Raw genomic sequence first — 25,925 nt, forward strand, 5'->3', positions numbered from 1 at the left:
AATTGGTCATCCGGAACTGTAACGCTTTACCAATCAACCAGTTAACCAATTAACTAGCCAACTAGTCAACCAGTTAACCAATCAACTAACCAACCAATCCACCAATCTGCCAGACACCGTTTAATCAATCCTGAAAATTTATTTTCATTTCACTTTGAATTACAAAGTGAAATCGATTTGCTTTGTAATTCAAAGTACTTTCAGCACAATGCTTTATCCGACTAAGTTATTGGTAGAGCGTACTCTACCCACCGTAACGCCATCAAAGGGGAAAGGGCTAACTGCCCTGACCCTGCTGACGGGCGTCTGTTTTATCCTGGTAACCGTCCGTGGGGCACTTACCGGCAATTGGTGGTTCTTCATGTTTCTGATGTGGAACCTGTTTCTGGCCTGGTTTCCGCTGGGTGTCATGCTTGTCCTCCGCGACCTTCGGGTCTCGGGCGTTCTGGGGCGGGGCCGGCGCGATCAAACTGTTTCGTGGCTGATGGTTGGCCTGTGGCTGCTATTCATGCCCAATGCGCCATACATCATCACCGACCTGTTCCATCTTCGCATGACCGATGGGCAGATGGTCTGGTTCGATACGCTGATGATCTTTGTTGGGGCCGTAACAGGCTTGCTGGCGGGACTTTATAGTACCCTGCTTGCTCACCGCACCGTACGAACCCTCACCGGATCGCTGCCATCCTGGGTGTTCATTATGGCGTGTCAGGGGCTGGCGGGCTTTGGTATCTACCTGGGGCGGTACATTCGCTGGAACAGCTGGAGCATTCTGACACAGCCTATGATTCTGACGCGCAGTTTATGGACGTCGCTTCATGATCCGTTGGCGCAAAAAGTAGCGTTAACGTATGGCTTCGGGCTGGCAACACTGTATGTTGCCTTCTACATTTACGTCGAAAAAGAATTGACGAGCTGATACATGATCAACATCCCCAAGTTTCTCCGAAGTTTTCAGTTTGCCGCACGGGGAATTGTTGATCTGTTCCGGTTCGAAAACAACGCCAAAATACATTTGCTGGCGGCCATACTGGTGATAGGAGCGGGGTTCTGGCTACACCTTTCAACCACAGAATGGGTGCTGATCATTACCCAGATTGGGCTTGTCATGGCTACCGAGAGCGTCAATACGGCCCTCGAAAAACTAGCCGATCGGGTTACTACCCAACACGATCCACTGATTGGGGCTGCCAAAGATTTATCGTCAGGGGCGGTACTGATCGTTGCTGTTGTGGCGCTGCTGGTCGGGTTGCTTATCTTCGCGCCCAAGCTACTTGCCCTAATTTCCCTCTAACCGTTTTGTTTCGAACATCCCACCAGTTCACTACTCAACGTTCCATGTCAATTGGCTTATTCCCTACATCAGCGTACCCCTTTTCAACAATATGACCGAATCTCGCGAACATCTACAAACTCTGACCGAGATCCGTGGGCTCATGGAACGGTCGACCAAGTTTCTGTCGTTGAGCGGCCTCTCAGGCGTATCGGCAGGGCTGATTGCGATGGGCGGCGCTTTGGCGGCTTACCTACGGCTGCGTAAGGGCTGGTTCACATTTTTCGATTCCGCTCATTATGACACGTTTACGCCTATGTCGCGCCGGCAGTTGATGGAATTCCTGTTTATCGACGCCAGTATCGTCTTAACGCTGGCACTACTTGCGGCCTGGTATTTTACCTCGCGAAAGGCCCGGCGGCAGGGACTCAGCGTATGGACATCAGCCTCTCGCCGACTGATTGGTGCCCTGGCGGTGCCGTTACTGGCGGCCGGTATCTTCTGCCTGGGGCTGGTTTATCACCAGTTGCTCTGGCTTGTTTGCCCCACCATGCTCACGTTTTACGGCCTCACCTTGCTAAACGCCAGCCGCTACACCTACCGCGATCTGGAGTACCTTGGCCTGTGCGAAATTGTGTTGGGGCTGCTGTCGCTTTTCCTGACGGGCTACAGCCTGCTTGCCTGGACCATTGGTTTTGGTGTATTGCACGTGGTATATGGCACGGTGATGTGGCTTAAGTATGATCGCCCCACGCATGGGCGCCCCACGAACGGGCTGCTCACGAATGATTGACTCACCGCATGACAAACGACGTACTGTCCCGCTTCAATAAGGCCTTTGAAAGCAAGGCTCGCCTCAGCATCATGTCGGTGCTGATGGTAAACGATGCGGTCAGTTTTAACGAATTGAAAGAACTGCTCAATCTCACCGATGGGAACCTGGCCACGCACCTCCGGGCGCTGGAAGAGCAGCGTTATGTGCTGGTTCAGAAACAGTTTGTTGGCCGAAAACCCAATACAACGTACCTGGCTACCGACACCGGCAAGCAGGCATTTACCGACCACCTCAATGCGCTGGAGGCATTTATCCGAGGCGCTATTTAAAGATTATCACCCCGTTACTGCACTTCTTTTAAGCTGATCTTTCCGTTTATCCACACCGTTTTTATCTTTTCACTTTGAAAAACAAAGTACTTTATGTTAGCGAACCGTGTCGTTGAGAACGTACCCGAAGCGCAGGCGCGACCTGCGCTGTTGAGCCCCGCCCCTCGCACTGAGAACGAAGCCCTTACAAACTGGCGATCTCCTTTCGATGATCCGATTTTTCGAACAGCAAGCTGGTTGCTTACTTTTTCGGCCGGGTTATTTATAGCGCATGGTCCGTTGCTGAACGTACTGACAGATGACGGCTTCCTCTTTTTTAACCTTCATTATATCATTGCGTTTGTTTTCAGTCTGATCGTGCTCCCGCGTAGTCGGTTCGGCTATTTACTGAGAAACGACCGTCGGCAGCAGGCATCGGTCTGGCTATCGCTTGTGCTTTGGTATATCAGTGCGTTCGCGCTGAACCGGCATGTAGCTATTTTCGAGCAATCGGCTCCCTGGCTTTGCTGGATAATTGCGGGTAGCGGTGCCCTAATGGTGCTCCATACCTGGGCCGACAAACTACCGGCCTGGGGGCAACAACTGCTATACGCGGGCTTGGCGGGAGCGTTCTTACTGTTTCTCTATCAGGCTATATACGTTGGCCCTTTTTACGCCATAAGCGTTCCGGCATTGTTAGTGCTGGGCATCTCGTTCCATACGTTTGTACCTGCCCTACTGGCGTTTGTGGTGGGGCGGCAACTGGTTGTAGCAGTGCGGCAACGAACGTACCTGCGCGGCGCCGTGGCGGCGGGTCTGCTGATTCCGGTATCGCTGCTTCTCCTTTTTCTGGCCAACTGGTACCGCACCGTCGACAGGCTCGATCAGGTACGTATGGATGCCGCCCTACGCCATACCAGTGATTTGCCCGACTGGGTTCAGATGGCACAGCAACTCCATTCGGGGCCAGTTACTGACCGAATTCTGAAAGAGGGTATTGTGTACAGCACATCGCCCTGGAGCCGTTCGCTGGGCGGGCAAATGGGCCTGAATGACGTTCGGATTCACGACCCACTCGTAGTAATAGCCCATAGTCTGTTTCCCGTTCCGGCGTTTGCCGCCGACGAACAGACTAAACTGTTACGCGCGGTAAGCCAACAGCACTATGGCACCGAGCGAAAACTCTGGAGTGGGAGCAACCTGACCACGTCGCAGGTAGCTACGCAGGTACGTGTCTGGCCGCAGTACCGGTTAAGCTATACCGAAAAAACCATCTGGGTGCAGAACAGCGGGCAGTGGGAGAGCCGTGAAGCCCTGTACACGTTTCATCTGCCCGAAGGCTCGGCCGTGTCGGCCCTGTCGCTGTGGATAAACGGACGGGAAGAACCCGCCCGGCTCACTACGCAGGCGAAAGCCGATTCGGCCTATAAACAAATTGTTGGCGTTGAGAGTCGGGTGGCCGAGCGCGATCCGTCGGTGGTGACCTGGCAGGAAGGCAACCGGGTAACGATCCGGGTATTTCCGGTGCCGGCAAAGCAGGATCGACAGGTGAAAATTGGCATCACCTCGCCACTACGCCTTAACGGAAAAACACTGACCTACCAGAACCCGTGGTTTGAAGGGCCCTCTGCCAGCCAGGCAAAAGAAACGCTGAAACTAACCGTTGATGGTGACCCGGCAAACCTGGAACTGAATGGTATCTCGGGGGCGCCAGTCAATCGCGAATTGATTCTGCATGGCCGGTATCAGCCCGATTGGTCGGTACAAATGAACGCGCCGACATTATCGCCCGAGCCATTCCAGCTGGATGGGAAAGCGTATCAACTAGCCAGCTATGTACCTGTGAAACAGCCTTTCACACCGACTGATCTCTACCTGGATATAAACGAAACCTGGACCAGTTCAGACGTTGACAAACTCATTGAACTGGCTGATAAACAACATATAGCTCATGTATGGGTGTTTCGCGACGGGCTGGTATCCATGACAAAAACCAATCGGCAACAACTGGTTGAATCGTTGACGAAACAGCCATTTAGCCTCTTCCCGATCTATCGGATTGCCAAGCCTGAAACCTCTCTTTTTATCACAAAAGGAACGCCCAATGGCCCAACCCTGACTGACCTTGACAGTAGCGCGTTTGCCAATCGATTAGCCGCTCAGGCAACGTACCTGACGGCACCCATACGTACCTACAGCCTGACCAGCGAGTTACCACCTTACCTGAGAACACTGACTGAACTACGCGTGCTACATACCGTAACTGGCGATCTGAATAATCTGGAACAGCTCTTGACGAAGCATCAATTCAACGCTGATGCAGTTACGGATAATCAGGTTGTGATAGCCGGTTCAGGCTTGGTTATCAGGCAAATAGTGGCCGACTCGGCAGGGCAATCCAGGCAAAAGGCAAACCTGGCTCCCGACCATCTGCTGCGGCTATTTACGTATAATCAACTCATGCAGCGTGTAGGGCGAAGCTACTTCGACAAAACATACCGAGCCGATGAAACCCTGGCTGCCATTGCGCAGCGGGGGCACGTTGTCTCGCCCGTTTCCAGCCTGGTAGTGCTGGAAACGCCGAAAGACTACGATCGGTTTGGCATCAAGGCTGACAAGAAGGGGCTCGACAATGCTACTCTGAATCAGGACGGGGCCGTTCCTGAGCCGCACGAATGGGCCATGATGGTGCTAATTGCCCTACTGGTTGGCTGGTTCTACGTGCGCCCAAGGCTGCTTGTTTGACGGACACATTGCGTCGCGCTTGTTGAAAGACAACATAGCGTGACGTAACCCAACCTCCAGGCAAAGCGCTACTTATCCACGCGTCAACCGTAAACGCAACTACACATCTTCCCATGCCCGATCTGCTGATTTTATTGACGATGGCCCTGATTGGCTTCGCTAGTATGCCCGGTCAGCCTGGCCGGCATAGGTGGCTGACTCGATTAGTGGCGTTACTAGCGTTGTCGCCCCTACTCAGGTACGTTGACGGTGTGTTTGGTTTTGCGGTTAGGCTGCGCCTCAGCGCCTGGGCCGGGCTGCTGCTACGGCAAGTAGGCATACCCGTGCAGGTTGACGGGAATATATTGCTGCTCTACGGACAGGAAATGGCCGTCGACCCCGCCTGTATGGGCCTGCGGATGACGGGCATTACCTTGTTGCTGGCCCTTTTCTGGCTACTCGCCTACGAGCGGCGTTGGGTACGTTCGCTGCCATTGGGTTGGGTGCTGGCACACGGTGGCGTAGCACTGGGTCTCACGATGGTTGCCAATCTGCTCAGGATTATCCTGCTGGTTTTGTTCAGGCTCCTGCCCGATAATCCGCTTCATGAAGCCGTTGGGCTGATGTGTATACTAGCGTATGCCTGGTTGCCAATTTGGGTGTTGGCCCGCTGGCTGGTTGGCCGGTATGGTACGGTCACATTCAACGAATCAGGCCAGACGCTGGTACTTCGCTCGTGTGTAGGTACGTTGGGCATTGCTGCGCTCTGTCTGGCTGCTAGTCGCCCAACAACGCAACTTTACTCAACCGATCAACGCGCTGGGTACGTTCGGCAAACCATTCAGTTGGGCTTTGTTCAATACAGCCGCCCCGGCGAATTGATCTATGTGAAACCGTTGCCCGACTGGTATAGCGCCGAACATAGCCCAACTGTTTGCTGGAAAGGACAGGGGTACACGCTCTGCCACCTGCGCGAGGTGACGATGAACGGACGACGGGTGTATACGGGGCAACTGAAGAAAGGCCGACATACACTGAACACTGCCTGGTGGTTTACCAATGGCCTGCACCAAAGTATTGGTCAACTGGATGTTCGATTGCGCATGCTGAGGGGCGAACCCGGCTTTGCGCTGCTGAACGTTACCGTTGCCACACCCGGTGAATTAGCTGTTGCGGTTAAGCGCTGGCAATGACAAGGAGAGTGTTGCGAAGCTACTGGCCCGCTTGCCGCCATATTTCGCGGCTCCATTTGCGCTGGAATGGCCAGTGGCGATCGGCCAGTGCAAAGGGGCGGTAAGCGTGGGCTTCTTTGGGCGTTTGCTGGAAATACTGATCGTCGTCGGTCATAACAAGGCCTTGATACGTTTTTCCTGCACGAATGGTTAAATCGGCGAAGGGAAGTTCGGGGCGCCAGTCGGGGTGGTTTGCCGTCAGCGTATTCTTCAGCAGGCCACTCGCCTGAATGCCCACAATGGGCCTCGGCTGTGGGGTGAAGTTGCCCTGCGCTACCTCAAGAGCGTAGGTCAGGTACGCTTTCAGAACCTTCGGCCCCTCGTTGGCCGTGTTCTCAACCGATAATTGGTCGGGATAAACACTCGTAATGACGTAGGTACGTTCCCGCGCCCGGGTGACGGCCACATTCAGGCGATTTTCCCCACCCGACATATTCAGGCTCCCAAACTGAGCAGCCACCTTACCACGCTCATCTGGCGCGTAGCCCACCGAGAAGATGATCACATCGCACTCATCGCCCTGTACATTCTCGATATTCTTCACGAAGCGAACCTCTGCCAACCGCGGAACCGGGCCAGTTTCAACGTTGACCGGGGTGGATTGATGTTCCAACAGGTCCTGGATCAACTGCTGCTGCTGAAAATTGAAGGTCACCACGCCGATCGAACGGCCGGGCAGGTCGGTTTGAAGCTGACCGATAAGAGCCAGCACGGCGTCGGCTTCGATGGGGTTGGTGTTATTGACCCACTTGCCCTTGACGTTCATGTACCGAATGCCGGGCTCGGGATTATTGATCTCCGCAAAGTCGGGGAGGAGCGTAAGTGTATTGTTGTAGAAATGTTCGTTCGAGAAAGCGATCAGGTCGAGGCTCCGGCTGCGGTAATGGCCCGTCAGCGACACCTGAGGCAGGTATTGCGCGGCCAGATCGAGCAGCGATTCCACCTCCAGCATCACGGTTTCGGTGGCGTCTGACTCCGATGCGTCGTCTGTGTCGAAACGGGCGCGGTAAAGGTCGCTGGGGCGAAGTTGTTTACTGTCGCCGGTTACCACCACCTGTTGTCCGCGCAACATGGCGGGCAACCCGTTTTCGGCAAAACACTGCGACGCTTCATCAAAAATGACCAGGTCGAACAGCCCCTCCTGCATCGGGAACAGCGTCGACACCGATTCGGGCGAGGCCATCCAGCAGGGCACAAGCCGGAACACTTCGTCGGTATGTTGTTCCATCAGTTTCCGGATGGGCCAGATGCTCCGCTTTTTCGTTACCTGATGCCGTAACTCGCGGTAACTGACCGTGTTGTTGAGCCGGTTCACTACCAGCGCCTGGTACGTCTGCTCGCGGAGTTTCAGGCCCAGAATGGCCTGGGTAAGTGCCTGTTTCTGCCGAATACTTTGCTGAAGCGCGGCCTCGTTTTGCCCCATTTTCAGCGACGATACGCTGCGAAGCTCGGGGTGTTGCTGCTCAATGTCGTCGATCCAGGCCAGGCGCAGGGCGTTATCGAACGCAGGTACGTTGTTGACCCGTGCGGCGGCTTTTTGTTCTGCCGATGTAAATGTGGTCCAGAGCCGATCCATCTCAATCAGGTTATCGGCATCTGTGCGAAGGGCTGTTAGCAGGGCCGCTGCCTGAACGGTCGGGTTAGTAGACATAACCGATAGTTGGCTGGCGGTCAGGTACGTTTGCCAGCGCGTTTGCCGGGCTACTACATCGGCCAGCAGAAAGCGAACGTCCATCAGCTGCTGCCCGAATGACGCGCCCGATGCTTCATTGACGATAAACTGACGCAACGTTGGAAACAGATTGCCGAGGGTTACCCACACGGCTTCGGCGCGAGCTACAGCTGCTTCCAGCGTTAGTAAGGCTTGTCTGGATTGGTCCGGCGTTGCGCCCACCACTGAAATGCCCGCAAATTGCCGCCCCGTTTCGTCGGCTCTCGCCTCCCACGATTGCCGGTTTACCCAACGGGCGTCGAGTTGCTGCAACTCAGCCAGCGACGTACCCAGCCTGTGTTCCTGCGCCAGCGCAGTCAGGTAGGCTTTATCGCTATAAAACAGCCAGTTGAACATCGACTGTCGAGCGGTAATGCCTTGCCGAAGCCGATCAGCAAGCCCGTTCGTATTCATCGTCTGGAGCAATCCCCGCGATTCGATGGCGTTCAGGTCAGTCTTATCTTTCGCGAACGTTGCCACCGCGTTTTCGGGCAGTGATCCTGCTGCGATGCGGGTCAGCACGGCCCAGACCAGCGGATCACTAACGGCCTGTGCCAGTGAGTCAAGCTCGAGCCGTTGTGGCGCAATCTGTTCGGTCAGGCTTGTCCAGGACATTGCCTGCCCGAACAGCGTTTCGGCGCGGCTGAGCAGAGCCGATAGTTCGTTCGCTGCTTCGTTGATGGTACTTCGTAAACCGGCCAGTTCCTGCCCCGTGAAGGTGGCAAAGCTGACCCGATCAGCAAAGGGGTGCCCCGGTCCGATACGGTTGCGATAGGTGAGGTAATTGCCCAATTGCTCCCGAAACGGCCCAACGGTATCGAGCCGGAAATGACGGTACAGGTCGCTCAGGTTAGGGCCGGACGTACCGCCATCGCCCGACAGGCTGTTTGGGTTGCTGTTGAGATATAACTCCTTTACCGACACGCCGCAGATCGACAGGTCGAACAAGGCGTTTTTGAAGGTCTGTAACTCACCAACCAGGGTATCGATCCGGCGACTTTCAACGTCAAATTCGCGTTCGAGCAATACCGCGTCGAGGCCGTTGTTTTGCTGCTTATAACTGTCTACGGCGTCGATCTGAGCCGCCAGTTGCGCATACAGGGGTTTTCTATCGTCCTGAAAATCATGCACCAGTGCGGCAAAGGGTTCCATGCCAACCTGTTTAAGTCGCTGATGCACTACGTCGAGTGCGGCGCGTTTCTGGCAAACAAGCAATACGCGTTTACCCTGGGCAGCGGCATCGGCCATGAGGTTGGCAATCAACTGCGATTTGCCCGTTCCCGGTGGCCCCTGCACCACCAGCGAATGGCCGGCTTTCACGGCCCGTACGGCTGCTTCCTGCGAGGCATCGACCGCCAATGGAAGTAGAAGGGAGGATTCTTTTAAAGGAGAAAAGGAGGAAGGAGGAATGGAGGAAAGGGAGAATGGAGAAACGGACGCGTCAGCCTCCTCTTCCTCCATTTCTCCGTTCCTTCCTTCTTCCAACAGTTTATCGTAATCAGGCACTAAAAAAGATCCGGCCTGCGGAAAGATGCCCAAAACTGCCTCAGGCATCAGGGTCAATTCGCCAGCTTTCTCCAACTGCGTCAACGATTTCGCCGACTGCCTGTCGAACGGCTGAAGCAGGTTGGTGAAGTTCCTGGTGTTAAAGTTCAGTTCAAAGGGGCTGCTTTTCAGCCAGTCGTACAACTGCATTCTGAACGTGAGCGGGTCTTTGTCGAGGCCGTCGAAATCAGGATCGAGCCATTCGTCGGCCAGTTTAATGCCGTTGAAGTAGCTATAGGCCAGGCCCATCGACTGGTTGAACTGCACAGGTACGTCGCCCCGCCGTTCCAGGCGCCATTCGTTGCCTTCGGTAGTCAGGTGAACCGGGAAAAAGAGCAGCGGGCCATGAACGGGCGTACCGTCGTTGAATCGGCCGCGTACAAATGGCCATCCCACGTAGAGGTCTTCGGTGCCGCGTTCTTCTTCAATGAATCGTTCGGTGCGCGAGAGGCGGCGGAGGCGTTTACTAAGGGTGTTGGTCCGTTCGTCGCGCGGATCAGAGATGGCGCAGAGCGGCACGTGCGGCTTCCGGGCCATCAGGCCTGCCAGTAGTTCAAACGATGATTTATTGAGCCGGAAATCCGCGTCGTGCAAATCCACAAACTGATCAACGGGCAGACTGCTCAATAGCAGCGACCGGTTGCGGCTGCTCAGGTTGGTGAGGCGGCGACGGTACGTTTTAAGAACGGTGGCAGAAAAATGCATTATAATGTACGATTTACGAGGTACGATTCACGGTGTAGAGCTGCTGGATTATAGTTGCTTATCGGGCAGAGCCACATCGTAAATCGTACCTCGTACATCGTAATTAATTACGCTTCTTTCTTTTCGGGAATCAGGTACGAGGCGATGATGCTGGTTGCCAGAATGCCGATGATGACGTAGAGCGAGTAAGCCGGTTTGAAGCCCAGATGCTCTAATTGAGACTCAAACAGCATTTTCAGGCCAATAAACGTCAGCAGTACGGCCAGACCGGTTTTCAGGAAGCGGAACTGACTCATGATGCTCGACAGGAAGAAGAACATCGACCGCAGCCCCATGATCGCGAACACGTTCGAGAAAAAGACGATGTAGGGGTCTTTCGTGATCGAGAAAATAGCCGGGATCGAGTCGACCGCAAATACCAGATCGGTGAAGGCTACCACCACTACTACGATAAACAACGGCGTTACGAACAGCTTATTATCGCTTTTGCGGCGGATGAAGAAATTGTCGGTCACGTTTCGTTTATACACGTTCATGTACTTCGACACGAACTTGACGACCGGGTGATTCTTCGTATCGATCTGCTCATCTTCATCGCCCTGGAAGAACAGGCTGGCGCCCGTGTAGACCAGGAACGCGCCGAATACATACATGATCCAGTCGAAGCGCTCAAGCAGGGCCGCGCCCAGGAAGATGAACCCGAACCGCAGGATGATGGCGCCCAGAATTCCCCACACCAGGATCTTCTTGTAGTAGCGTTCGCGAACGCCGAATGAGCTGAAAATCAGGATAAAGACAAAGATATTGTCGGCAGAGAGCGAATACTCGACGAGGTAGCCGGTAATGTATTCGAGCGACATGTTCTTCTGGAAGATGGTCAGGTTTTCAGCGAATGAGCGGCCTGTTAGCTGCACATGGTCGGCGTACCGGTCGCGTACTTCCTGAAGTTTCGCCATATCGTCGATGCCATGAACGAGGTAGCCGTAATTGCGCAGAAACAGGTAGAAACCAACCGATAGCGCTACCCAGATCGCACTCCAGATGGCGGCCTCTTTAAAGCCAACAACGTGACTCTGACGCGCTTTTTTAGAGGAAAAGACGCCCAGATCGAGCGACATGACAAAGAGAACAAAGACGGCAAAGCCGAGGAAAAACAACGATTCGCTGGTGAACATACGTGATGGATAACTGCTGGAATAACGCGCCCCGGATGGAAAAGTTGACGCTTATTCGCAAATCAGGCTGCAATATCGGGCTTACTGCCGTAACCGATGGCACGAAATTCGCAGTTGCCAGTTAGCTTACGTAATTTTGTACTCATGTATAATGGTAAAAAAGTAGTGGTGGTGATGCCAGCCTATCGCGCCGCCCTAACCCTTGAACGTACCTACCGCGAAATTCCCTTCGATCTGGTCGATGATGTTATTCTGGTCGATGACCACAGCCCCGATAATACTGTTGAGGTGGCGAAGGGCCTGGGTATTCGGCACGTCATCCGGCACGATGTCAACAAAGGCTACGGCGGCAACCAGAAAACCTGCTACAGCAAAGCTCTTGAAATCGGCGGCGACATCGTGATCATGCTGCACCCCGACTACCAGTACACGCCACTGCTGCTCACGGCTATGATCTCGATCATCGGCAACGGCCTCTACCCGGTTGTGTTCGCCTCGCGGATTCTGGGAAAGGGTGCTCTGAAAGGGGGGATGCCCATGTACAAGTACGTAGCCAACCGCTTCCTGACCCTGACGCAGAACATTCTGATGAACCAGAAACTGTCGGAATACCACACGGGCTACCGGGCGTTTTCGGGCGAGGTGCTACGGGCGCTTGATTTTACCCACAACGACGACGATTTCATCTTCGACAACGAGATGATCGCGCAGATTTTCTACAAAGGCTTCGAGATCGCCGAAGTGACCTGCCCCACCAAATACTTTGAAGAAGCATCATCCATCAATTTCAAACGCAGCTCCATCTACGGACTCGGCGTATTGAAAGTATCGCTCATGTACCGCCTCACCCGCTGGGGACTCATCGACTGGAAAGTGCTGAAATAGAGAAACTTCCAGTGCTGCGTGTGCTGACGAGATTACAGGCTCGCGCCAGCACACGGAGACGAAACTACATACCCAGAAACCCCCTAATCGCCTCGGCTACCCCCGCTGCGTTTGTCGCGTGGATCTTATGATTGCCAGGTACGTTGATAAACGGCTCATCCGGAAACCTGATGACCATATCGTGGCGATCGTGGATACGTAGGTCCGGTAAGATTGTAAGCGGTGGAACAGTGCTGAAAATCAGCTCGTATTGCCAGATCATATACGCCGGATTCATGCGCTGTACCCGGTCGAGTGCAGCGTGGATGCGGGCGCGAGACTGTCGAAAGGGATACAGTCGCTTGGCCATGCTGATGCAGGCCGGGTGTTGCGCCACTCCGCTGCTGACAATGGCCCGAATCAGGCCGAGTTGACGGATGGGGGCTCGTACTTTGCGCGGGTCGGTCCAGGAACTGAGCTGAATCACGGTAGCTCCGGTCAGCTCTTTCACATGAGCGGCAATCCAGCCGCCCATTGAATGCCCAATTAGTAGATCGTCGGGACCAATATTGTAGGCTTTAACCACCCGCTCAGCTACCGTTCTGACTGTTACGGGTATTGTGGCATCCCAGGCATTAAAATCATCTTCCAGATCGATGCATTGCATGTCCCAGGGTAGTAACAGCGGCAGCAGGGAATCAAACGAAGCCGGTACGTCGAGGTTACCGTGGATGAAAAGGATTCGTTTTGAAGACATGGCACCAAGTTACAACAGGTTTAATTCGGCAACGGCTTGGGTTCCGAGCCAATAGGGTGGCTATTAACAGGTAGCGTATCAGGCCGACTGTTGTACGGAAGTTGCCAGCGTGGATGTGTAACGTAATCATACCACCGCCAGCATTTTAACGGATTGATGGCGTCGACGCGATAGAGTACTGAATCTTTTTTGTAGTAAGGTGACGTCAGTATTCGTCAAAAGCTTCAATTCTGTCTTCATACCGCCAGCCAAAGAACTGCCACTCTTCAATCCACTGACCATATCTGGTTACATAGAGAAAGTGGTTGCCAACTAAGAGTATGATATTGCCAACAGGGTATACGTTGACGATAGGAATGAGCCATAAACTGACTATGACCAGTCGCTTAAGTCTGGCTTTTGTGGCTCGTTGTTTCATACCTCTGTCTATCTATTGAATTAGACAGAGCACGATCCGTACTCCCACGTTTCTCTTAACATATTTCAAGAAAGTACCTGGCTATTTCCTTTTGCGCAATCGGCTGACGGTTTCGGGCGTAACGCCGATGTAGGAGGCAATCTGTTTCAACGATGCCTGATGGAAAATGGCTGGGTGCGTGGTCAACAATAGGTCATAGCGTTCTGCGGCAGTGTTCATGCGCAGGTGAAACAGGCGCTCTTCGCTTAGGGCATAGTATTTTTCAACGAGCTGACGCCCAACGGAGTTGAACGTGGGGTGTTTCTGATACAACTGCTGTAGCTGGCTATACGAAATACTGACCAGCGTGCAGTCGGTCAGGGTCTGAATGTATTCGTAGCTGGGCTTTTGTTCAATGAAACTACGGACCGAAATAATGAAGTCGTGCTGCCCCATAAACCAGGCCGTTGCCTCTTTCCCGTCTTTGTAGTAAAAAGCGCGAGCAGCGCCGTCAGCAATAAACCATACATGCTGACAAACACGGTTCGCTTCGAGTAACATCGTTCCTTTCGGAACAGACTGCACCATAATAGCCTGCGCTACATCAGCGAGAATATCAGTAGCTAAAGGAGCTATTGCTGATATGTAACGAATAAGCAGTTCTTTGGGCGAAATGATCATAGCTGTACCAACCAGCCGTCAATATAGCCAGCAACGTACCTACACCGTAACCAGATCGGCGTTGGTTGTCTCTTTTGCTTCCGAAACCGGCGTGTAGTTCGCTTCCAGAATCATGGATTCGAGGGTAAGGCCGGGGCCAAACGCACAACTGAGGATATTGAATGAACCGTCGCTGTTTTTGTCGGGGTCGGTGGCGGCGTTTTCCAGGTCGTTCCAGATCGCTTTCAGCACGAACAGCACCGTGGCCGACGACATATTGCCGAACTCCTTCAAGACCTGATACGCATAGCGATTATCGGTCTGGTCGAGGCCCAACTGTCCTTCAATCACTTCCAGAATCCGCTTGCCGCCGGGGTGCAGGGCGTACGTGCCAATATCGCCGATAGTAAGGCCGCTCCGTTCGAGCAGTCGTGACAGCATGTGACCAATTCCCTGCTGAATAAACGAGGGCACCTCAGACGTCAGCGTCATTTCGAAGCCGAAGTCGGTGACGTGCCAGGCCATTGCCTCTTTGCCGGCGGGAAGCAGATCACAATAAAATGACCGTAACCGTAGTGATCGATCAGTACGCGCTTTTCCTTCGATGAGTACCGCAGCAGCCCCGTCGGAAAAGAGCGCATTGGAGAGCAGGTTATCCAGGTCGTTTTTTTTCTGGAAATGAAGCGTGCACAGTTCCACACAAACCACCAATACTACGGCGTCGGGTGTGGAACGCACAATGGCGTCGGCGGCTTTCAGTCCGTTGAAGGCACCGTAGCAACCCATAAAGTTGATGGCCATGCGCTGGGTAGTGCCCGGCAAGCCCATTGCTTCGATGATTTCGATATCGGGGCCAGGCGCATACAAGCCGGTGCAACTAACGGTTACAATGTGCGTAATGCGCTGTTTATCAAAGCTGGGGTAACTGTTCAGGCAATCGTCGATGGCAAGCAACGCAAGCGGAACGGCCTCCTGTCGGTACATTTTCATGCGTTGGCCAACCGTTGGAAAGGGTTCAAGTCCTTCGGTGTTGGGGTAGAACGTATATTCACCCCGTGAACGACTGTAATCGGAAAGTACTGAATGCCGTTGATCGATCCGGGTTTGGCGATACAACGCTGACAGCCGACGCTGGTCCCGTTCATCCATTTCCAGTGCCTCTGCCATAAAGCGGGCAATCTGACTTTGCGGAATTGCAGTTCCGGGTACGGCAGTACCGAGCGATGTGATAAAACTGGCAGGTACGTTCATTAGGAGTGTTGTTGATGGGTTGGCTGACGCCTGATTGCTTATATACGTGCCTTGACGGGAACACGATGTTTTACATATAACTGCCTACTCAGTATAAGGTTGTTTTCTACTCACAATTATGACGCTGCGCGCAATCTGGCTACATCTACGGCTACCCTTCTCCATTTACTTACTTCCCGTTTGCCTGTTTGCCATGACCCTAAGGCCGGGCATTACCGACTGGTGGCGAGCGATTTGGGTACTGCTGATCATTCATGTGCTGGTGTACCCGGCGGCCAATACGTTCAACAGTTATTACGACAAAGACGAAGGCAGCGTAAACGGACTCGAAGCCCCGCCACCTGTCGATAGAACGTTATTCTGGGTATCGATGGGCCTCGAAGCGCTGGCTTTACTGGCGGGCGCGTTCATCAACGTGCAGTTCGTAGTGTTCATTCTGGTCTATGGCGCGTTCATGAAATGCTACAGCCACACAAGCATACGCATCAAGAAACGGCCCATTGCCAGTTGGCTGCTGATCAGTACGTTTCAGGGTGGATTCGTTTTCCTGATGACCTACATGATTCTGCAAAACGTGACATTCTATGATCTATTTGTCACGTCGAGCCAGATTGGGCTGGGGCTGGGTACGTTGATTTCGACGCTGAATATCCTGGCGTTGTACCCCGTTACGCAGGTGTATCAGCACGCCGAAGATGCCAGCCGGGGTGACCTCACCATTAGCCGACTGATGGGCGTTCGGGGTACGTTCATCAATGCATGGGTGTGTTTGCTGGCGTCGGGCGTTGGTTTTTTGATCTTCTATGAAGGCACCTGGCCGTTCTTCCTGATGATTGCGCTCACTACGCCCGGCGTCGTATACCTGGCTGCGCTGACCTACCGCGTGTGGCAAAACCCTGCTGCGGCCGATTACCGCGCTGCCATGTGGATGACCCGCCTCACCGGTTGGGGTATGAATATTTTCTTCCTGATCATGCTGGCGTACAAGTCGTAACTAGTTCTTAGCAGGCGCTTGTTTGGCCTATCCGCTGGTCATTGTCTGGAAAACAATGCGCCGATCCGTATCGCCACGTCTCGATTGATCAGGTACGTTGCCGCCAAAACCAGTAAAACGGAACGCCTGTTGCCATCAGGGCGAGGCCGGTCAGGGCTTCGCGGGGTTGGTTGATCAGGGTTAGGCTAACCAGACCCGCGCAGAAAAGAGCGAACAGGGCTGGCACAACTGGGTAGCCAACAACCCGATAGGGGCGGGGTAACTCGGGATGTTTCCGGCGAAGAATCAGTACGCCCAACGCGGTGGATCCGTAGAAGAGAAACGACGCAAAAATCAGCATATCCGTTAGCTGATCGAACGTACCTGACCACACCAGCGCCACCGACCAGATGCCTTGCAGAAAAATGGCGACAGACGGCGTCTGGTACTGGTCGTGGATACGGGCGGCTGAACGGAAGAACACCCCGTCGCGCGCCATGGCGTAAAAAATCCGGGCCGACATCAGAATCGACGCATTGGTGGAATTGAAGGTCGTTACCAGAATCAGGCACGAAATGAACGCCGCGCCAACCCAGCCCCCCGCCTGCCGTACCACTTCGACCGCCGCAATTTTATTCGGCAACTGGGCAAGTTGAGCCAGCCTATCAATGGGTAATACGTAGAGGTAAATGGTGTTGAGCAACAGGTAAATGCCCATGACAATACCCGTACCGATGCCCAGAGCGAGCGGAATTGTCCGTTGCGGATTTTTGACCTCCTCGCCGATGAAGCCGATGTAATTCCAGCCTTCGTAGCCCCAGAAAGCGCCCAGCATGGCCAGGGTAATAGCGTTGAGCAAATCGGGGTTTGAGCTGGTCAGGTGGCCCGGCTGAATCAGATGGGCCACGTCTCCGGTTTGCGCCCGAAAGCCGATCAGGAGAATCACGGCTACGGCACCAAACATCAGGTACGTTAGCGTTCGACTTAGCCCTTCGGCAAACGAAACGCCCCGGTAATTGATCCAGCTTAGCCCCAGAATCAGTCCGGAAGCAATGGCTTTAATAGCCCAGCCAGCCGACTCGTCAGACAGGCCCATTACAGGCACCAGCGATTGACCGAAGACGTAAGCCAGCGCCGCAATGGTAGCCGTTTTCATGACGGCGAAACTGCCCCAGCCGTAGAGGAACGCGAAAAAACGACCGTACACTTTCTGGTAATACACATACTCACCCCCTGATTCAGGAAACATACCAGCCATTTCGGCATTGCTCAGTGCACCGGCCAGACTAATGATGCCCGCCCCGACCCAGCAGCCCAGCACCAGCAGAGGTGAACCCAGTTCAGCCGCCATCGGAGCCACTTTCTTGAATGCCCCGGAGCCAACGATACCACTCACTACCAGTAAAATAGCTGACCGAAGAGTAATAGTGCGGGCGAGTTTCATCATTGAGGGAGTTGTAGCGCCGAAGCTCCAGCTCGGCGCTACAGGCTAAGCGCTTTTCAGGTACGTTAGTAAGGGCCGCATGAACGGCGTCATGCCTTTATAATCGAGCATGGCGGGGGGCGTGGTGCTGAACACTTGTAAGAGCCGGGTTGCGGCGTCGGGGCGGGCGGCTATTTCGGCGGCTAGTATATTCTGGTAGGTGTGAATGCCGAATAAAATAGCACCCGATGTTGGAAGCCGTGTCAGCGTTTGCCGTTCAAGCCGGAGGTATAGTTGGTTGCCAATCGTTTCAGGGGTTAAGGTTGGTATGAGGTCGGCTATAAGTTGGTCGAGGGCGGGTGTCTGTCGGCTGGTCATGTCGAGCTGGTCGGTGATTTTTACGCTCCAGTTCATGCGCCACACCGGGCGACCAACGGGCAGGCGTTCCATGAGTTTCTGTGCGGCCTGTATCATCGGCGATACAATCGGTACAATCGGCGCGTGAATCTGCCAGAAAGGAAGCCCTACTTTCTCGTCGAGGCACCAGCCATTACCAAAGCAAAGCTGTCCACCAATCAGCGTCGATTCCGGCCCCGTCAGAAGCACCAGATCTTCCTGCACCTGCCGCCCGACCCAATCAAGGGGGGCGTTGGGTAACGTACCTGAATCTCCAATCGTAAACGTCGCTTCTTCGTTGAGCAGGTGGTTCGCCCAGTGCCAGTGGTTGCCCTCCTGCCGTAGCGTAAACTGATCGGGATGAAAACGGGCGAGATTCTGGAGCACTAGTTCCAGCACCTCCCATTGCGCCGTTTCGTGGCCCGGCAGCATCTGGAAATAATAGTCTTGTAACTCAGCTAGTAGCTCCTTCTTCAGCGCGATTTCGGTCTGGTAATGGCCATCTACCTCAATCAGCCGGTCGCTTTCGAGCAGCGGAACCGTCCCCATCTTGTCATTAAAGCGTTGCCCGAAAGGAAAGTAGGGAAGCATGTGTGGTTGACTGGTTGATTGGTTAATTGGTTGATTGGTTAATTGGTTGACTGGTTGACTGGTTGTTGGTTGACTGGTTAGTTGGTTGGCTGGTTAGTCGGCTAATTACTCGCTGCGGGCTTAGGGCCGCCGATTAACCAGTCAACTAACCAGTCAACCGATTAACCAGTCAACCGATTAACCAATCAACCGATTAACCAGTCAACCGATTAACCAATCAACCGATTAACCAGTCAACCGATTAACCAGCCAACCAGTCAACCAGTCAACCAATCCTAACAAGCCCCAGCCCGGCAGCGCCCGTTGGCCGCATTACGCCGTTCTCGACGGTAAACCCACCCGAAACCACATCTTCGGCGAGATCGAAACTGCCGTCGAGGTCGAGGTAGCGGGTGTTGGGGCAGGCAAACGCCGCGTGGAGCGCCGCCGTGATGCTGACACGGCTTTCGTCGTTACAGCCCCAGAATGCCGAAATGTGGGCTGTCCGGGCAATGTTGGCCATGGTCAGTGCGGCTCGGATACCCCCGCATTTCATCAGCTTGATGTTGTAAATACCGAAAGGCTGTGGCTCGTGCGTCAGGTTTACAGCCGCTTCCAGGTTTTTCAGCGATTCGTCGGCGGCAAACAGGCGGCGGAAGTCGGCAGGTAAGGCCAGTAACGTTTGTTCGCGCCCCACCACCATTGGCTGTTCAATGAGTTCGACATTGGCCAGTCTGGTTTTAGTCAGGAAAAGCCGGAGGTCTGCTAGTGAATACCCCTGGTTGGCGTCGACCCGAATGGTCACCTGATTGCCATAGGCTTCGCGCAGTTTGAGTACCCGTTCCACATCTTCCGACACGTCCAGCCCTGTTTTCACTTTGAGCACCCGAAAGCCCAGTTGCACGTATGCAGCGGCTTCGATCAATGTGTCGGTTACGTCCATAATACCGATCGTGACCGAGGTAGGGAGTGCCTGATGCCGCTGCCCGAAGAAGGCGACCACCGGCACGCCCAGAAACTGCCCAAAAGCATCGTGGAGGGCAATATCGATGGCGGCTAACGTACCTGGCAGATTCGGGAAACGTCCGCTGGCTTCGTCGATGAGGGCGTTAAAAAGCCGGATATCACGGCCAACGAAGCTGTTTATCCAGTCGCTTTGCAGATTCTGCATTGTCTGCTCAGGTGATTCACCCACGACATCGGGGTCTGGATTGGCCGCGCCCAGACCAATCATACCATTGTCAAGCTCGATTTCCAGGAAGACATTGTCAACGTCCGTTGTGGTCTGGTAGGCAATGGTGTATGGCTTGGTCAGGGCCAGGTTGCGGCGGTACGACCGAACAGCTTTAATGCGCATGAACTGTGGTAATTAATTGCTGAATAAGGGGTAAAATCGGCTCCACACCTTCTTCGAGCGGAAGCAAAACGGGGATGCCAAGGCGCTCCGTGTATTCTTTTTGATAAGCGAACACTTCATCGCGACTACACCCTTCTGTGTTCAGCGCCAACGCCATAACCGTGGCACCATACGCCTGAATCAGGGTGATTTCCGTTTCTACGGGTGGAATCTTTCCCCAGTCTGGATTATGATCGTAATAGGTACGTTTGGGGGCGTGAACCAGCACAACCTGCCGCGCATGGCCCGATACCAGAAATTCGGAGCCGCACGGCCCACTCGGGTTTCGCAGCGATGCCTGCCCTTCAATGAGTAGCAGATCGGCACCCGTTTCGCGCCAGCAGGAGACCAGCGCATGTTCCAGCTCGCCCGATACGAAATCGTTCAGCGTTGAGTCGAACACGAAACCGTGCGTCACGCCCTGAAGCCAGCCAGTCTGGCCCGTATAGATCATCTGAGCGTTTACACCCTTTTGGGCGCAGGCTTCGCGAATCAACCGGGCGGTGGTGCGTTTACCCAGGGCGCAATCGGTGCCCAGCACGGCAATGATCGGTGCGGTAATCTGATTGATCTCACCCGTCCAGAAGTGCAGTTCGTGGCGTGGTTTAGGCCGGCGAACGTCAATCAGATGCCCACCGTATTGCGTCGATAGCGCGACTAATTCCGGCTTGTCGTTCAGAAATTCGTGCAACCCGTTGACGATCGACAGGCCCCGTTCAAGACAGTGCCTGATGTCATGGAGCATGTTTGGCGGCAGTACCCCACCAACGGTTGCTACGGCAACAATGGCGTAATCGACTGCGCCAAGCTGAGCCAGTGCCCCGTCAACGGAGTCGAAAATGGGCATGTTTCGGGCGTGTCCGTCGAGCAGCGTACCTGCGTCCTGTCCGGCGGTGGGTACGTCAACAACGCCGACAACCTGGTAGCGGTCTGTACTCCGAATCAGGCCGTGTGCCGTTTTGGCGTCGGAGGTGGTCAGTAAGCCATCAGTGAGCAGAATAGCTCTATTTGCCATTTTAAGGATAGTTGATAAGGGGATCGATTGATCAAGTGGTTTCTGTTTTGTACGTAGCGCGAAACCAAGTCAACGCTAAAGCATTTACACCAAATACGATGTAAAACTGGTTTTCTGGGGTAATATGGCCATTTTGCCTAAATAAATCGATAGTGATTTTTACGGTCATCCGATTAATCCCATCCATCATGAACCGCCGTCGTATCTGTTTACCGTTTCTATCCTTTCTACTTACCTGGGTTGGTACGCAGGCGCAGTCCACGAATCAACCCCTGTCGAAACAACTGAAAACGGTTGACTCTGTGCTGACGATACTGCACAATCAGGCGATGTTCAACGGGGTTGTTCTGGTGGCAGAGGGTGGCAAGGTGGTGTACAAGAAGGCGCTCGGTACGATGAATATCACCACGAACGAGCCGTTGACGACCAGTTCGGCATTCAATCTGGCATCCGTGTCGAAGCAGTTTATCGCGATGCTGATCATGCAGTTACAGGAAAAAGGCAAGCTGCGGTACGACGACCCCGTACAGACGTACCTGCCCGATTTCCCTTACCCGGCCATCACGGTACGACACCTGCTGACCCACACGTCCGGCCTGCCCGAGTACTTCGATCTGGCCCAGCAGTACACCGGTCCGCTCGATACGCTGACCAATGCTGGTATGCTCAAACTGCTCCACGACCATAAACCGGCCCTTATCTTTCAACCCGGCGACCGCTGGGAGTACTGCAATACGGGGTACGTGCTGCTAGGGTCAATCATCAAAAAGCTGGCGGGAATGCCCGTTGAGCGTTTTTTCGAGCAGCAGATTGTTCGGCCGCTGAACCTCAAAAACACATACATCTACTACCTCAACAGCGGCACAATGCCCCATAACCGGGTGCATGGGTTTAGGCGTGGAGATGGTAAAAACCGGCCGAATGATCTGATCCGGATTGACGGCGTTATCGGTGATGGCAATGTGTATTCGTCGGCCGACGATTTATTGGCCTGGGATCAGGCGTTATATGCCGGGAAACTACTGAAAGCCAGCACGCTTCGTGAAGCCTTTTTGCCTGTTAAGCTCAATAACGGCACAACGTACCCGTACGGATTTGGCTGGTTCATTAACGAAGGCGGGAACGTGCTGGCGCATACGGGTAGCTGGGTAGGATTTCGGAACCTGATTGTCCGGTATGTCCAAAAAAAGCAGACGCTGATCGTGCTGACCAGCGGTACCAATGAGTTGGCGCGTGGTGTCGTTCGTGACATACTGGATGGGAAAAGGCCAGTCCTCTCCAAAACGCAGTTGATTGCCAACGTCCGGCTGGTCGATGGTACAGGTACGCCATCGAGAAAAGCGTCTGTCCGTCTCCAAAACGACCGGATTCGGGAAGTGGGTGACCTCACAGCTTTTCCTGATGAACCTGTTACCGACGGACGTGGGTTGGTACTGGCCCCCGGCTTTATCGACAGCCACAGTCACCACGGTTCTGGCCTGAAGCCCGATGCCCTGGCCGTAGTCAGTCAGGGAATCACCACCATCGTGGTAGGGCAGGATGGCAGCAGCACACCGATGGATACGTTGCAGGCCCGCCTGAACCAGCAGCCTGTGGCCGTGAACATGGCGAGCTATACCGGTCATGCTACGCTACGCCAACAGGCGATGGGCATCAATGGGCTGTACCGAACCGCTAAACCCGATGAGTTGACGCGCATGAAAACGCTGCTCCGCGCCGACCTGGCTAGTGGTTCGCTGGGCCTGTCGACGGGCCTGGAATATGAATCGGCCTTTTTCTCGAGTCGGGACGAAGTGATTCAACTGGCTCAGGTAGCAGCCGACTCGGGCGGACGGTACATGAGCCACATCCGGAGTGAAGACATCACGATGGATGAGGCCATCGATGAGATCATTCAGATCGGTCGTATTACGAAAATGCCCGTCCTGATTTCGCACCTTAAAATTGCCCTGCGCGACCAATGGGGACAGTCGACCCGGCTACTGGCCCGGTTGGAGCAGGCCCGCTCCGAAGGCGTGAACATCACCGCCGATTGCTACCCGTACGATTACTGGATGTCGACCCTGCGCGTGCTCTTCCCGAAGCGCGATTATACCAACCCGGCCAGCGCTGAATTTGCCGTGAACCAACTGTTCGATCCGTCGAAATCCGTTTTGCTGCGCTTTGCCGCAAACCCGGCCTATGCTGGTAAAACGGTTGGCGATATTGCCGCGATTCGACAGGAGAACCCCGCCAGAACGTTGATGGGGCTGGTGGCAGAAGCGGCGGCGTTTTCAGAGAAAAACCCGGATGCCAGTGGCATTGAAGGCATCATGGGTAAGTCGATGGATGAGCCCGATGTGGCGAATTTTCTGGCCTGGCCGCACACCAATATCTGTTCGGATGGCTCGAATGACGGTCACCCACGTGGCTATGGTGCGTTTACGCGGGTACTGGGCCGGTACGTTCGCGATCAGAAGTTGATGCCCCTCGAAACCGCGATCCAGAAGATGACGAGCCTCACCGCCGAACACCTGGGTTTGCGTGAGCGCGGCCTGATCACCCCCGGCTACTACGCCGATCTGGTGCTGTTCAACCCCGATACCGTTCAGGACAACGCCCGTATCGGCAATAACAAAGCCATTTAGACCGGTATCGAGGCGGTGTGGGTAGCTGGGCAACTGGTCTACCAGAACCAGAAGCCAACGGGTGCTTATCCAGGTACGTTGATAAAACGAACCGCGAAATAAGTCAGGTTACAACGTAACAGTATATAAGATGGATCTTGTAAGACGAACGGCACCTGATTTTTTCCGTACTTGAAAACCAGATATATACTTAAACCAGCACCCTATGTATAACCGCAGGAAGTTTGTCAGTGAATTGGCCCTATTTAGCGCTGGAGCCGGTGCATTCATAATGCCTCATAACGGGGTAGCTTCTACGCTCGTAGATGAGGCTAACATCAATCATATCGGGCCTAAAACGGGTTTTACACCACAGATAGGTACGTTACTCTCCATGCTGGACTGGGTGAGCGACTCCGTGATTAGATACAATTCGAAGTTAAGCGTAGAACAACTGGATTTCCTTTTCGATAAAGAGTCAAATACCATTGGCTCGTTGATGCTGCATTTGGCTGCCACCGAGGTCATTTATCAGGATATTACGTTTCACGGTCTCCAGGACTTTTCGGCAGCCAACAAACCCAAATGGGGGGCGGCTATGGAATTGGGTGAAAATGCCAGAAACCAGATCAAGGGAAACCCATTGAGCTACTACAAAGATGCCTTTGACGAAGTGAGGGCAGTCACCAAAGCGGAAATGAAAAAACGCGATGATGCCTGGCTTTTAGCTGGCGAAACCAAAGACTGGGACTGGAACAACTACTGCAAATGGTTTCACGTTACGGAGCACTACGCCAACCACCGTGGGCAGATGACGTGGTACGCTAAGCGGCTGCCGAAGTAGGTGTAGACTCTCAACGGCTTACCAGTACCCAAATTTCTTTTTCGGAAAGATCGATTTCGGGATCATCGCGTGAACGCCCAGCACCTGATCGACCACCTGACTGATTTCGAGATCGACGCCGGTGCTGGCAATCGACAGTGCCTGATTGAAGGTGAAGCCTAGTTCGGTCTGTATGAATTGAACGGCTTCAGCAAGGGCCTGTTTCATGGCTTTGTTCAGGTCTTTATCCAGGCCGACGGCGATGAAATGGGTGGGTGTTTCGGCGCGCGGCATTTTCAGCCCGCTGCCTTTATGCACAATAAACTGGGCGGTCAGGTTCACGGCGGTTTCAATGGCCACGCCGCTCACCTCACCGTTCCCCTGCGCTGCATGTCCATCGCCGGTTGTGAACAACCCGCCCGGTACCGACACAGGCAGGTGTAAGGTTGAGTGTTTAGTCAGGTGCTTGATGTCCAGATTACCGCCGAAGAACCCCGGCGGAATAGAGCTGACGCGCCCTGTTTCGGCGGGGGGCGACAGGGCCATAACGCCCATGAACGGTTTTAGGGGTATTTCGACCCCGTCGATGAACGTACCTGTGCGACGTTTGGCATCGTAGCGATACACGAACGTTTCGCGTTGCTTCACGAGGTCGGGAATACCGCCACCACCCGGCCACACGCTGTTTACACCAAAGTCGGCGGGCAGCGTCAGGTCGAGAATGCGAATTTCAATATGGTCGCCGGGTTGGGCGTTTTCGATGTAAATCGGCCCGGTAAGCATATGGCCGCGAATGCCCGATGGTTCGGGTTTTACATTCTTCATGATGGCAATAACCTCCTTCGCATGCTCGTCGATGGGCAGGTTATTGGTCTTGTAGAACGCCTCCGGGTCTGTGCGGCTCACGCCCGATGGGTTTACAGTTTGAATCTCAACAATATCGCCGTCTTTGATGCGACTCACTGGCGCAACGTCGGCCCCGAAATAGCCCCAGACCATATTTTCGGGTACTGACCGAACCACGCTATCTGGCTTGATGCGTTCTGGTTTGGCTGGTTCAATCGTCGTTGCGGCCTGTGCCGTTTCAGTCGATAAGGCCTGAAGGATGGTCGGGAGCGTCAGTGCGGCCGCACCCCGCTGGGCCGATTGCCGAAAAAAACGGCGTCGTGAGTGATGCATAATTTGTTGATGATTGGTTGTATCTGGATGATTTGCTTGCTTCGTCAGTAATCTGGATCGTGAAGCAGCTTATAAGCATGGCACTTTTGCAATGCACGAAAATAGCTCGTTAATGCCGAAGAAATTGATTGTGATGGATTCCGTTTGCCTAATTTAATTTCGTTATT

20 protein-coding genes are annotated in these 25,925 nt (G+C 54.0%); 10 read left to right on the forward strand and 10 right to left on the reverse strand.

What is annotated here, in order from left to right:
- Positions 1-208: 208 nt before the first annotated feature.
- The 6 genes from J2I46_RS27375 (at position 209) to xrtN (ending at position 6,273) form a co-directional block, all read left to right on the forward strand.
- Complete coding sequence (locus tag J2I46_RS27375) at positions 209-919, forward strand: DUF1361 domain-containing protein (protein WP_207332290.1); 711 nt, start codon at positions 209-211, stop codon at positions 917-919.
- Between the two features lie 3 nt (positions 920-922).
- Positions 923-1,294, forward strand: coding sequence for a diacylglycerol kinase family protein (locus tag J2I46_RS27380; RefSeq protein WP_207332291.1), 372 nt, complete (start codon positions 923-925; stop codon positions 1,292-1,294).
- Between the two features lie 91 nt (positions 1,295-1,385).
- Positions 1,386-2,066 (forward strand): hypothetical protein, encoded by a 681-nt coding sequence (locus tag J2I46_RS27385; protein ID WP_207332292.1) that lies wholly within the window; start codon positions 1,386-1,388, stop codon positions 2,064-2,066.
- Between the two features lie 8 nt (positions 2,067-2,074).
- Positions 2,075-2,377, forward strand: coding sequence for a winged helix-turn-helix domain-containing protein (locus tag J2I46_RS27390; protein ID WP_207332293.1), 303 nt, complete (start codon positions 2,075-2,077; stop codon positions 2,375-2,377).
- A 93-nt stretch (positions 2,378-2,470) separates the two neighbouring features.
- Positions 2,471-5,101, forward strand: coding sequence for an XrtN-dependent VIT domain-containing protein (locus J2I46_RS27395; protein ID WP_207332294.1), 2,631 nt, complete (start codon positions 2,471-2,473; stop codon positions 5,099-5,101).
- A gap of 74 nt (positions 5,102-5,175) precedes the next feature.
- A complete protein-coding gene (xrtN, locus tag J2I46_RS27400; RefSeq protein ID WP_374758107.1) occupies positions 5,176-6,273 on the forward strand; it encodes an exosortase N in 1,098 nt (365 codons plus the stop codon).
- 19 nt (positions 6,274-6,292) lie between these two features.
- Here the strand turns inward: xrtN and J2I46_RS27405 are convergent, their stop codons facing one another.
- The gene (locus J2I46_RS27405) at positions 6,293-10,273 is read right to left on the reverse strand and encodes an AAA domain-containing protein (protein WP_207332296.1); all 3,981 of its coding nucleotides are present in this window, start codon (positions 10,271-10,273) and stop codon (positions 6,293-6,295) included.
- A gap of 107 nt (positions 10,274-10,380) precedes the next feature.
- Complete coding sequence (locus J2I46_RS27410; RefSeq protein WP_207332297.1) at positions 10,381-11,448, reverse strand: TerC/Alx family metal homeostasis membrane protein; 1,068 nt, start codon at positions 11,446-11,448, stop codon at positions 10,381-10,383.
- A gap of 144 nt (positions 11,449-11,592) precedes the next feature.
- Here J2I46_RS27410 and J2I46_RS27415 point away from each other — a divergent pair, with 144 nt between their 5' ends.
- Entirely contained in the window at positions 11,593-12,333 is a 741-nt protein-coding gene (locus tag J2I46_RS27415; protein WP_207332298.1) for a glycosyltransferase family 2 protein, read from the forward strand.
- Between the two features lie 64 nt (positions 12,334-12,397).
- Here J2I46_RS27415 and J2I46_RS27420 read toward each other — a convergent pair whose 3' ends face one another.
- The 3 genes from J2I46_RS27420 to J2I46_RS27430 form a co-directional block, all read right to left on the reverse strand.
- Positions 12,398-13,069 (reverse strand): alpha/beta fold hydrolase, encoded by a 672-nt coding sequence (locus J2I46_RS27420; protein WP_207332299.1) that lies wholly within the window; start codon positions 13,067-13,069, stop codon positions 12,398-12,400.
- Between the two features lie 499 nt (positions 13,070-13,568).
- On the reverse strand, positions 13,569-14,147 hold the full coding sequence (locus J2I46_RS27425; protein ID WP_207332300.1) for a Crp/Fnr family transcriptional regulator: 579 nt from the start codon (positions 14,145-14,147) through the stop codon (positions 13,569-13,571).
- A gap of 39 nt (positions 14,148-14,186) precedes the next feature.
- The gene (locus J2I46_RS27430) at positions 14,187-15,377 is read right to left on the reverse strand and encodes a type III polyketide synthase (protein ID WP_207332301.1); all 1,191 of its coding nucleotides are present in this window, start codon (positions 15,375-15,377) and stop codon (positions 14,187-14,189) included.
- Between the two features lie 118 nt (positions 15,378-15,495).
- On the opposite strand from J2I46_RS27430, the gene J2I46_RS27435 reads away from it, so the two are divergent.
- On the forward strand, positions 15,496-16,371 hold the full coding sequence (locus tag J2I46_RS27435; protein ID WP_207332302.1) for a UbiA family prenyltransferase: 876 nt from the start codon (positions 15,496-15,498) through the stop codon (positions 16,369-16,371).
- An 88-nt stretch (positions 16,372-16,459) separates the two neighbouring features.
- Here J2I46_RS27435 and J2I46_RS27440 read toward each other — a convergent pair whose 3' ends face one another.
- The 4 genes from J2I46_RS27440 to J2I46_RS27455 all read right to left on the reverse strand — a co-directional run bounded on the left by J2I46_RS27440 (position 16,460) and on the right by J2I46_RS27455 (position 21,150).
- The gene (locus tag J2I46_RS27440) at positions 16,460-17,794 is read right to left on the reverse strand and encodes an APC family permease (protein ID WP_229379977.1); all 1,335 of its coding nucleotides are present in this window, start codon (positions 17,792-17,794) and stop codon (positions 16,460-16,462) included.
- Positions 17,795-17,839: 45 nt separating this feature from the next.
- A complete protein-coding gene (locus tag J2I46_RS27445) occupies positions 17,840-18,760 on the reverse strand; it encodes a heme-dependent oxidative N-demethylase family protein (RefSeq protein WP_207332304.1) in 921 nt (306 codons plus the stop codon).
- Between the two features lie 265 nt (positions 18,761-19,025).
- Positions 19,026-20,096, reverse strand: a complete 1,071-nt coding sequence (locus tag J2I46_RS27450; protein WP_207332305.1) for a mandelate racemase/muconate lactonizing enzyme family protein — start codon at positions 20,094-20,096, stop codon at positions 19,026-19,028.
- Positions 20,086-21,150 (reverse strand): N-acetyltransferase DgcN family protein, encoded by a 1,065-nt coding sequence (locus tag J2I46_RS27455; protein ID WP_207332306.1) that lies wholly within the window; start codon positions 21,148-21,150, stop codon positions 20,086-20,088. Before J2I46_RS27455 ends, J2I46_RS27450 begins: the two co-directional genes overlap by 11 nt.
- 188 nt (positions 21,151-21,338) lie before the next feature.
- On the opposite strand from J2I46_RS27455, the gene J2I46_RS27460 reads away from it, so the two are divergent.
- Both J2I46_RS27460 and J2I46_RS27465 read left to right on the forward strand, forming a co-directional pair.
- On the forward strand, positions 21,339-23,777 hold the full coding sequence (locus J2I46_RS27460; protein WP_229379978.1) for a serine hydrolase: 2,439 nt from the start codon (positions 21,339-21,341) through the stop codon (positions 23,775-23,777).
- A gap of 205 nt (positions 23,778-23,982) precedes the next feature.
- Complete coding sequence (locus tag J2I46_RS27465; protein ID WP_207332307.1) at positions 23,983-24,600, forward strand: DinB family protein; 618 nt, start codon at positions 23,983-23,985, stop codon at positions 24,598-24,600.
- An 18-nt stretch (positions 24,601-24,618) separates the two neighbouring features.
- Here J2I46_RS27465 and J2I46_RS27470 read toward each other — a convergent pair whose 3' ends face one another.
- Positions 24,619-25,758, reverse strand: coding sequence for an acetamidase/formamidase family protein (locus J2I46_RS27470; RefSeq protein WP_207332308.1), 1,140 nt, complete (start codon positions 25,756-25,758; stop codon positions 24,619-24,621).
- Between the last annotated feature and the right edge of the window lie 167 nt (positions 25,759-25,925).

Origin of the sequence: Fibrella forsythiae, from assembly GCF_017353175.1 — a bacterium.
Taxonomy (GTDB): domain Bacteria; phylum Bacteroidota; class Bacteroidia; order Cytophagales; family Spirosomataceae; genus Fibrella; species Fibrella forsythiae.

Excerpts from the sequence above, each read along its gene's own strand:
- J2I46_RS27470 (WP_207332308.1), bottom strand. The coding sequence starts at position 25,758 with ATGCATCACTCACGACGCCGTTTTTTTCGGCAATCGGCCCAGCGGGGT.
- J2I46_RS27460 (WP_229379978.1), top strand. The coding sequence starts at position 21,339 with ATGAACCGCCGTCGTATCTGTTTACCGTTTCTATCCTTTCTACTTACC.
- J2I46_RS27405 (WP_207332296.1), bottom strand. The coding sequence starts at position 10,273 with ATGCATTTTTCTGCCACCGTTCTTAAAACGTACCGTCGCCGCCTCACC.
- J2I46_RS27385 (WP_207332292.1), top strand. The coding sequence starts at position 1,386 with ATGACCGAATCTCGCGAACATCTACAAACTCTGACCGAGATCCGTGGG.
- J2I46_RS27435 (WP_207332302.1), top strand. The coding sequence starts at position 15,496 with ATGACGCTGCGCGCAATCTGGCTACATCTACGGCTACCCTTCTCCATT.
- J2I46_RS27410 (WP_207332297.1), bottom strand. The coding sequence starts at position 11,448 with ATGTTCACCAGCGAATCGTTGTTTTTCCTCGGCTTTGCCGTCTTTGTT.
- J2I46_RS27415 (WP_207332298.1), top strand. The coding sequence starts at position 11,593 with ATGTATAATGGTAAAAAAGTAGTGGTGGTGATGCCAGCCTATCGCGCC.
- J2I46_RS27425 (WP_207332300.1), bottom strand. The coding sequence starts at position 14,147 with ATGATCATTTCGCCCAAAGAACTGCTTATTCGTTACATATCAGCAATA.
- J2I46_RS27420 (WP_207332299.1), bottom strand. The coding sequence starts at position 13,069 with ATGTCTTCAAAACGAATCCTTTTCATCCACGGTAACCTCGACGTACCG.
- J2I46_RS27455 (WP_207332306.1), bottom strand. The coding sequence starts at position 21,150 with ATGGCAAATAGAGCTATTCTGCTCACTGATGGCTTACTGACCACCTCC.
- J2I46_RS27395 (WP_207332294.1), top strand. The coding sequence starts at position 2,471 with ATGTTAGCGAACCGTGTCGTTGAGAACGTACCCGAAGCGCAGGCGCGA.
- J2I46_RS27440 (WP_229379977.1), bottom strand. The coding sequence starts at position 17,794 with ATGAAACTCGCCCGCACTATTACTCTTCGGTCAGCTATTTTACTGGTA.
- J2I46_RS27375 (WP_207332290.1), top strand. The coding sequence starts at position 209 with ATGCTTTATCCGACTAAGTTATTGGTAGAGCGTACTCTACCCACCGTA.
- J2I46_RS27445 (WP_207332304.1), bottom strand. The coding sequence starts at position 18,760 with ATGCTTCCCTACTTTCCTTTCGGGCAACGCTTTAATGACAAGATGGGG.
- J2I46_RS27390 (WP_207332293.1), top strand. The coding sequence starts at position 2,075 with ATGACAAACGACGTACTGTCCCGCTTCAATAAGGCCTTTGAAAGCAAG.
- J2I46_RS27465 (WP_207332307.1), top strand. The coding sequence starts at position 23,983 with ATGTATAACCGCAGGAAGTTTGTCAGTGAATTGGCCCTATTTAGCGCT.
- J2I46_RS27450 (WP_207332305.1), bottom strand. The coding sequence starts at position 20,096 with ATGCGCATTAAAGCTGTTCGGTCGTACCGCCGCAACCTGGCCCTGACC.
- J2I46_RS27380 (WP_207332291.1), top strand. The coding sequence starts at position 923 with ATGATCAACATCCCCAAGTTTCTCCGAAGTTTTCAGTTTGCCGCACGG.
- J2I46_RS27430 (WP_207332301.1), bottom strand. The coding sequence starts at position 15,377 with ATGAACGTACCTGCCAGTTTTATCACATCGCTCGGTACTGCCGTACCC.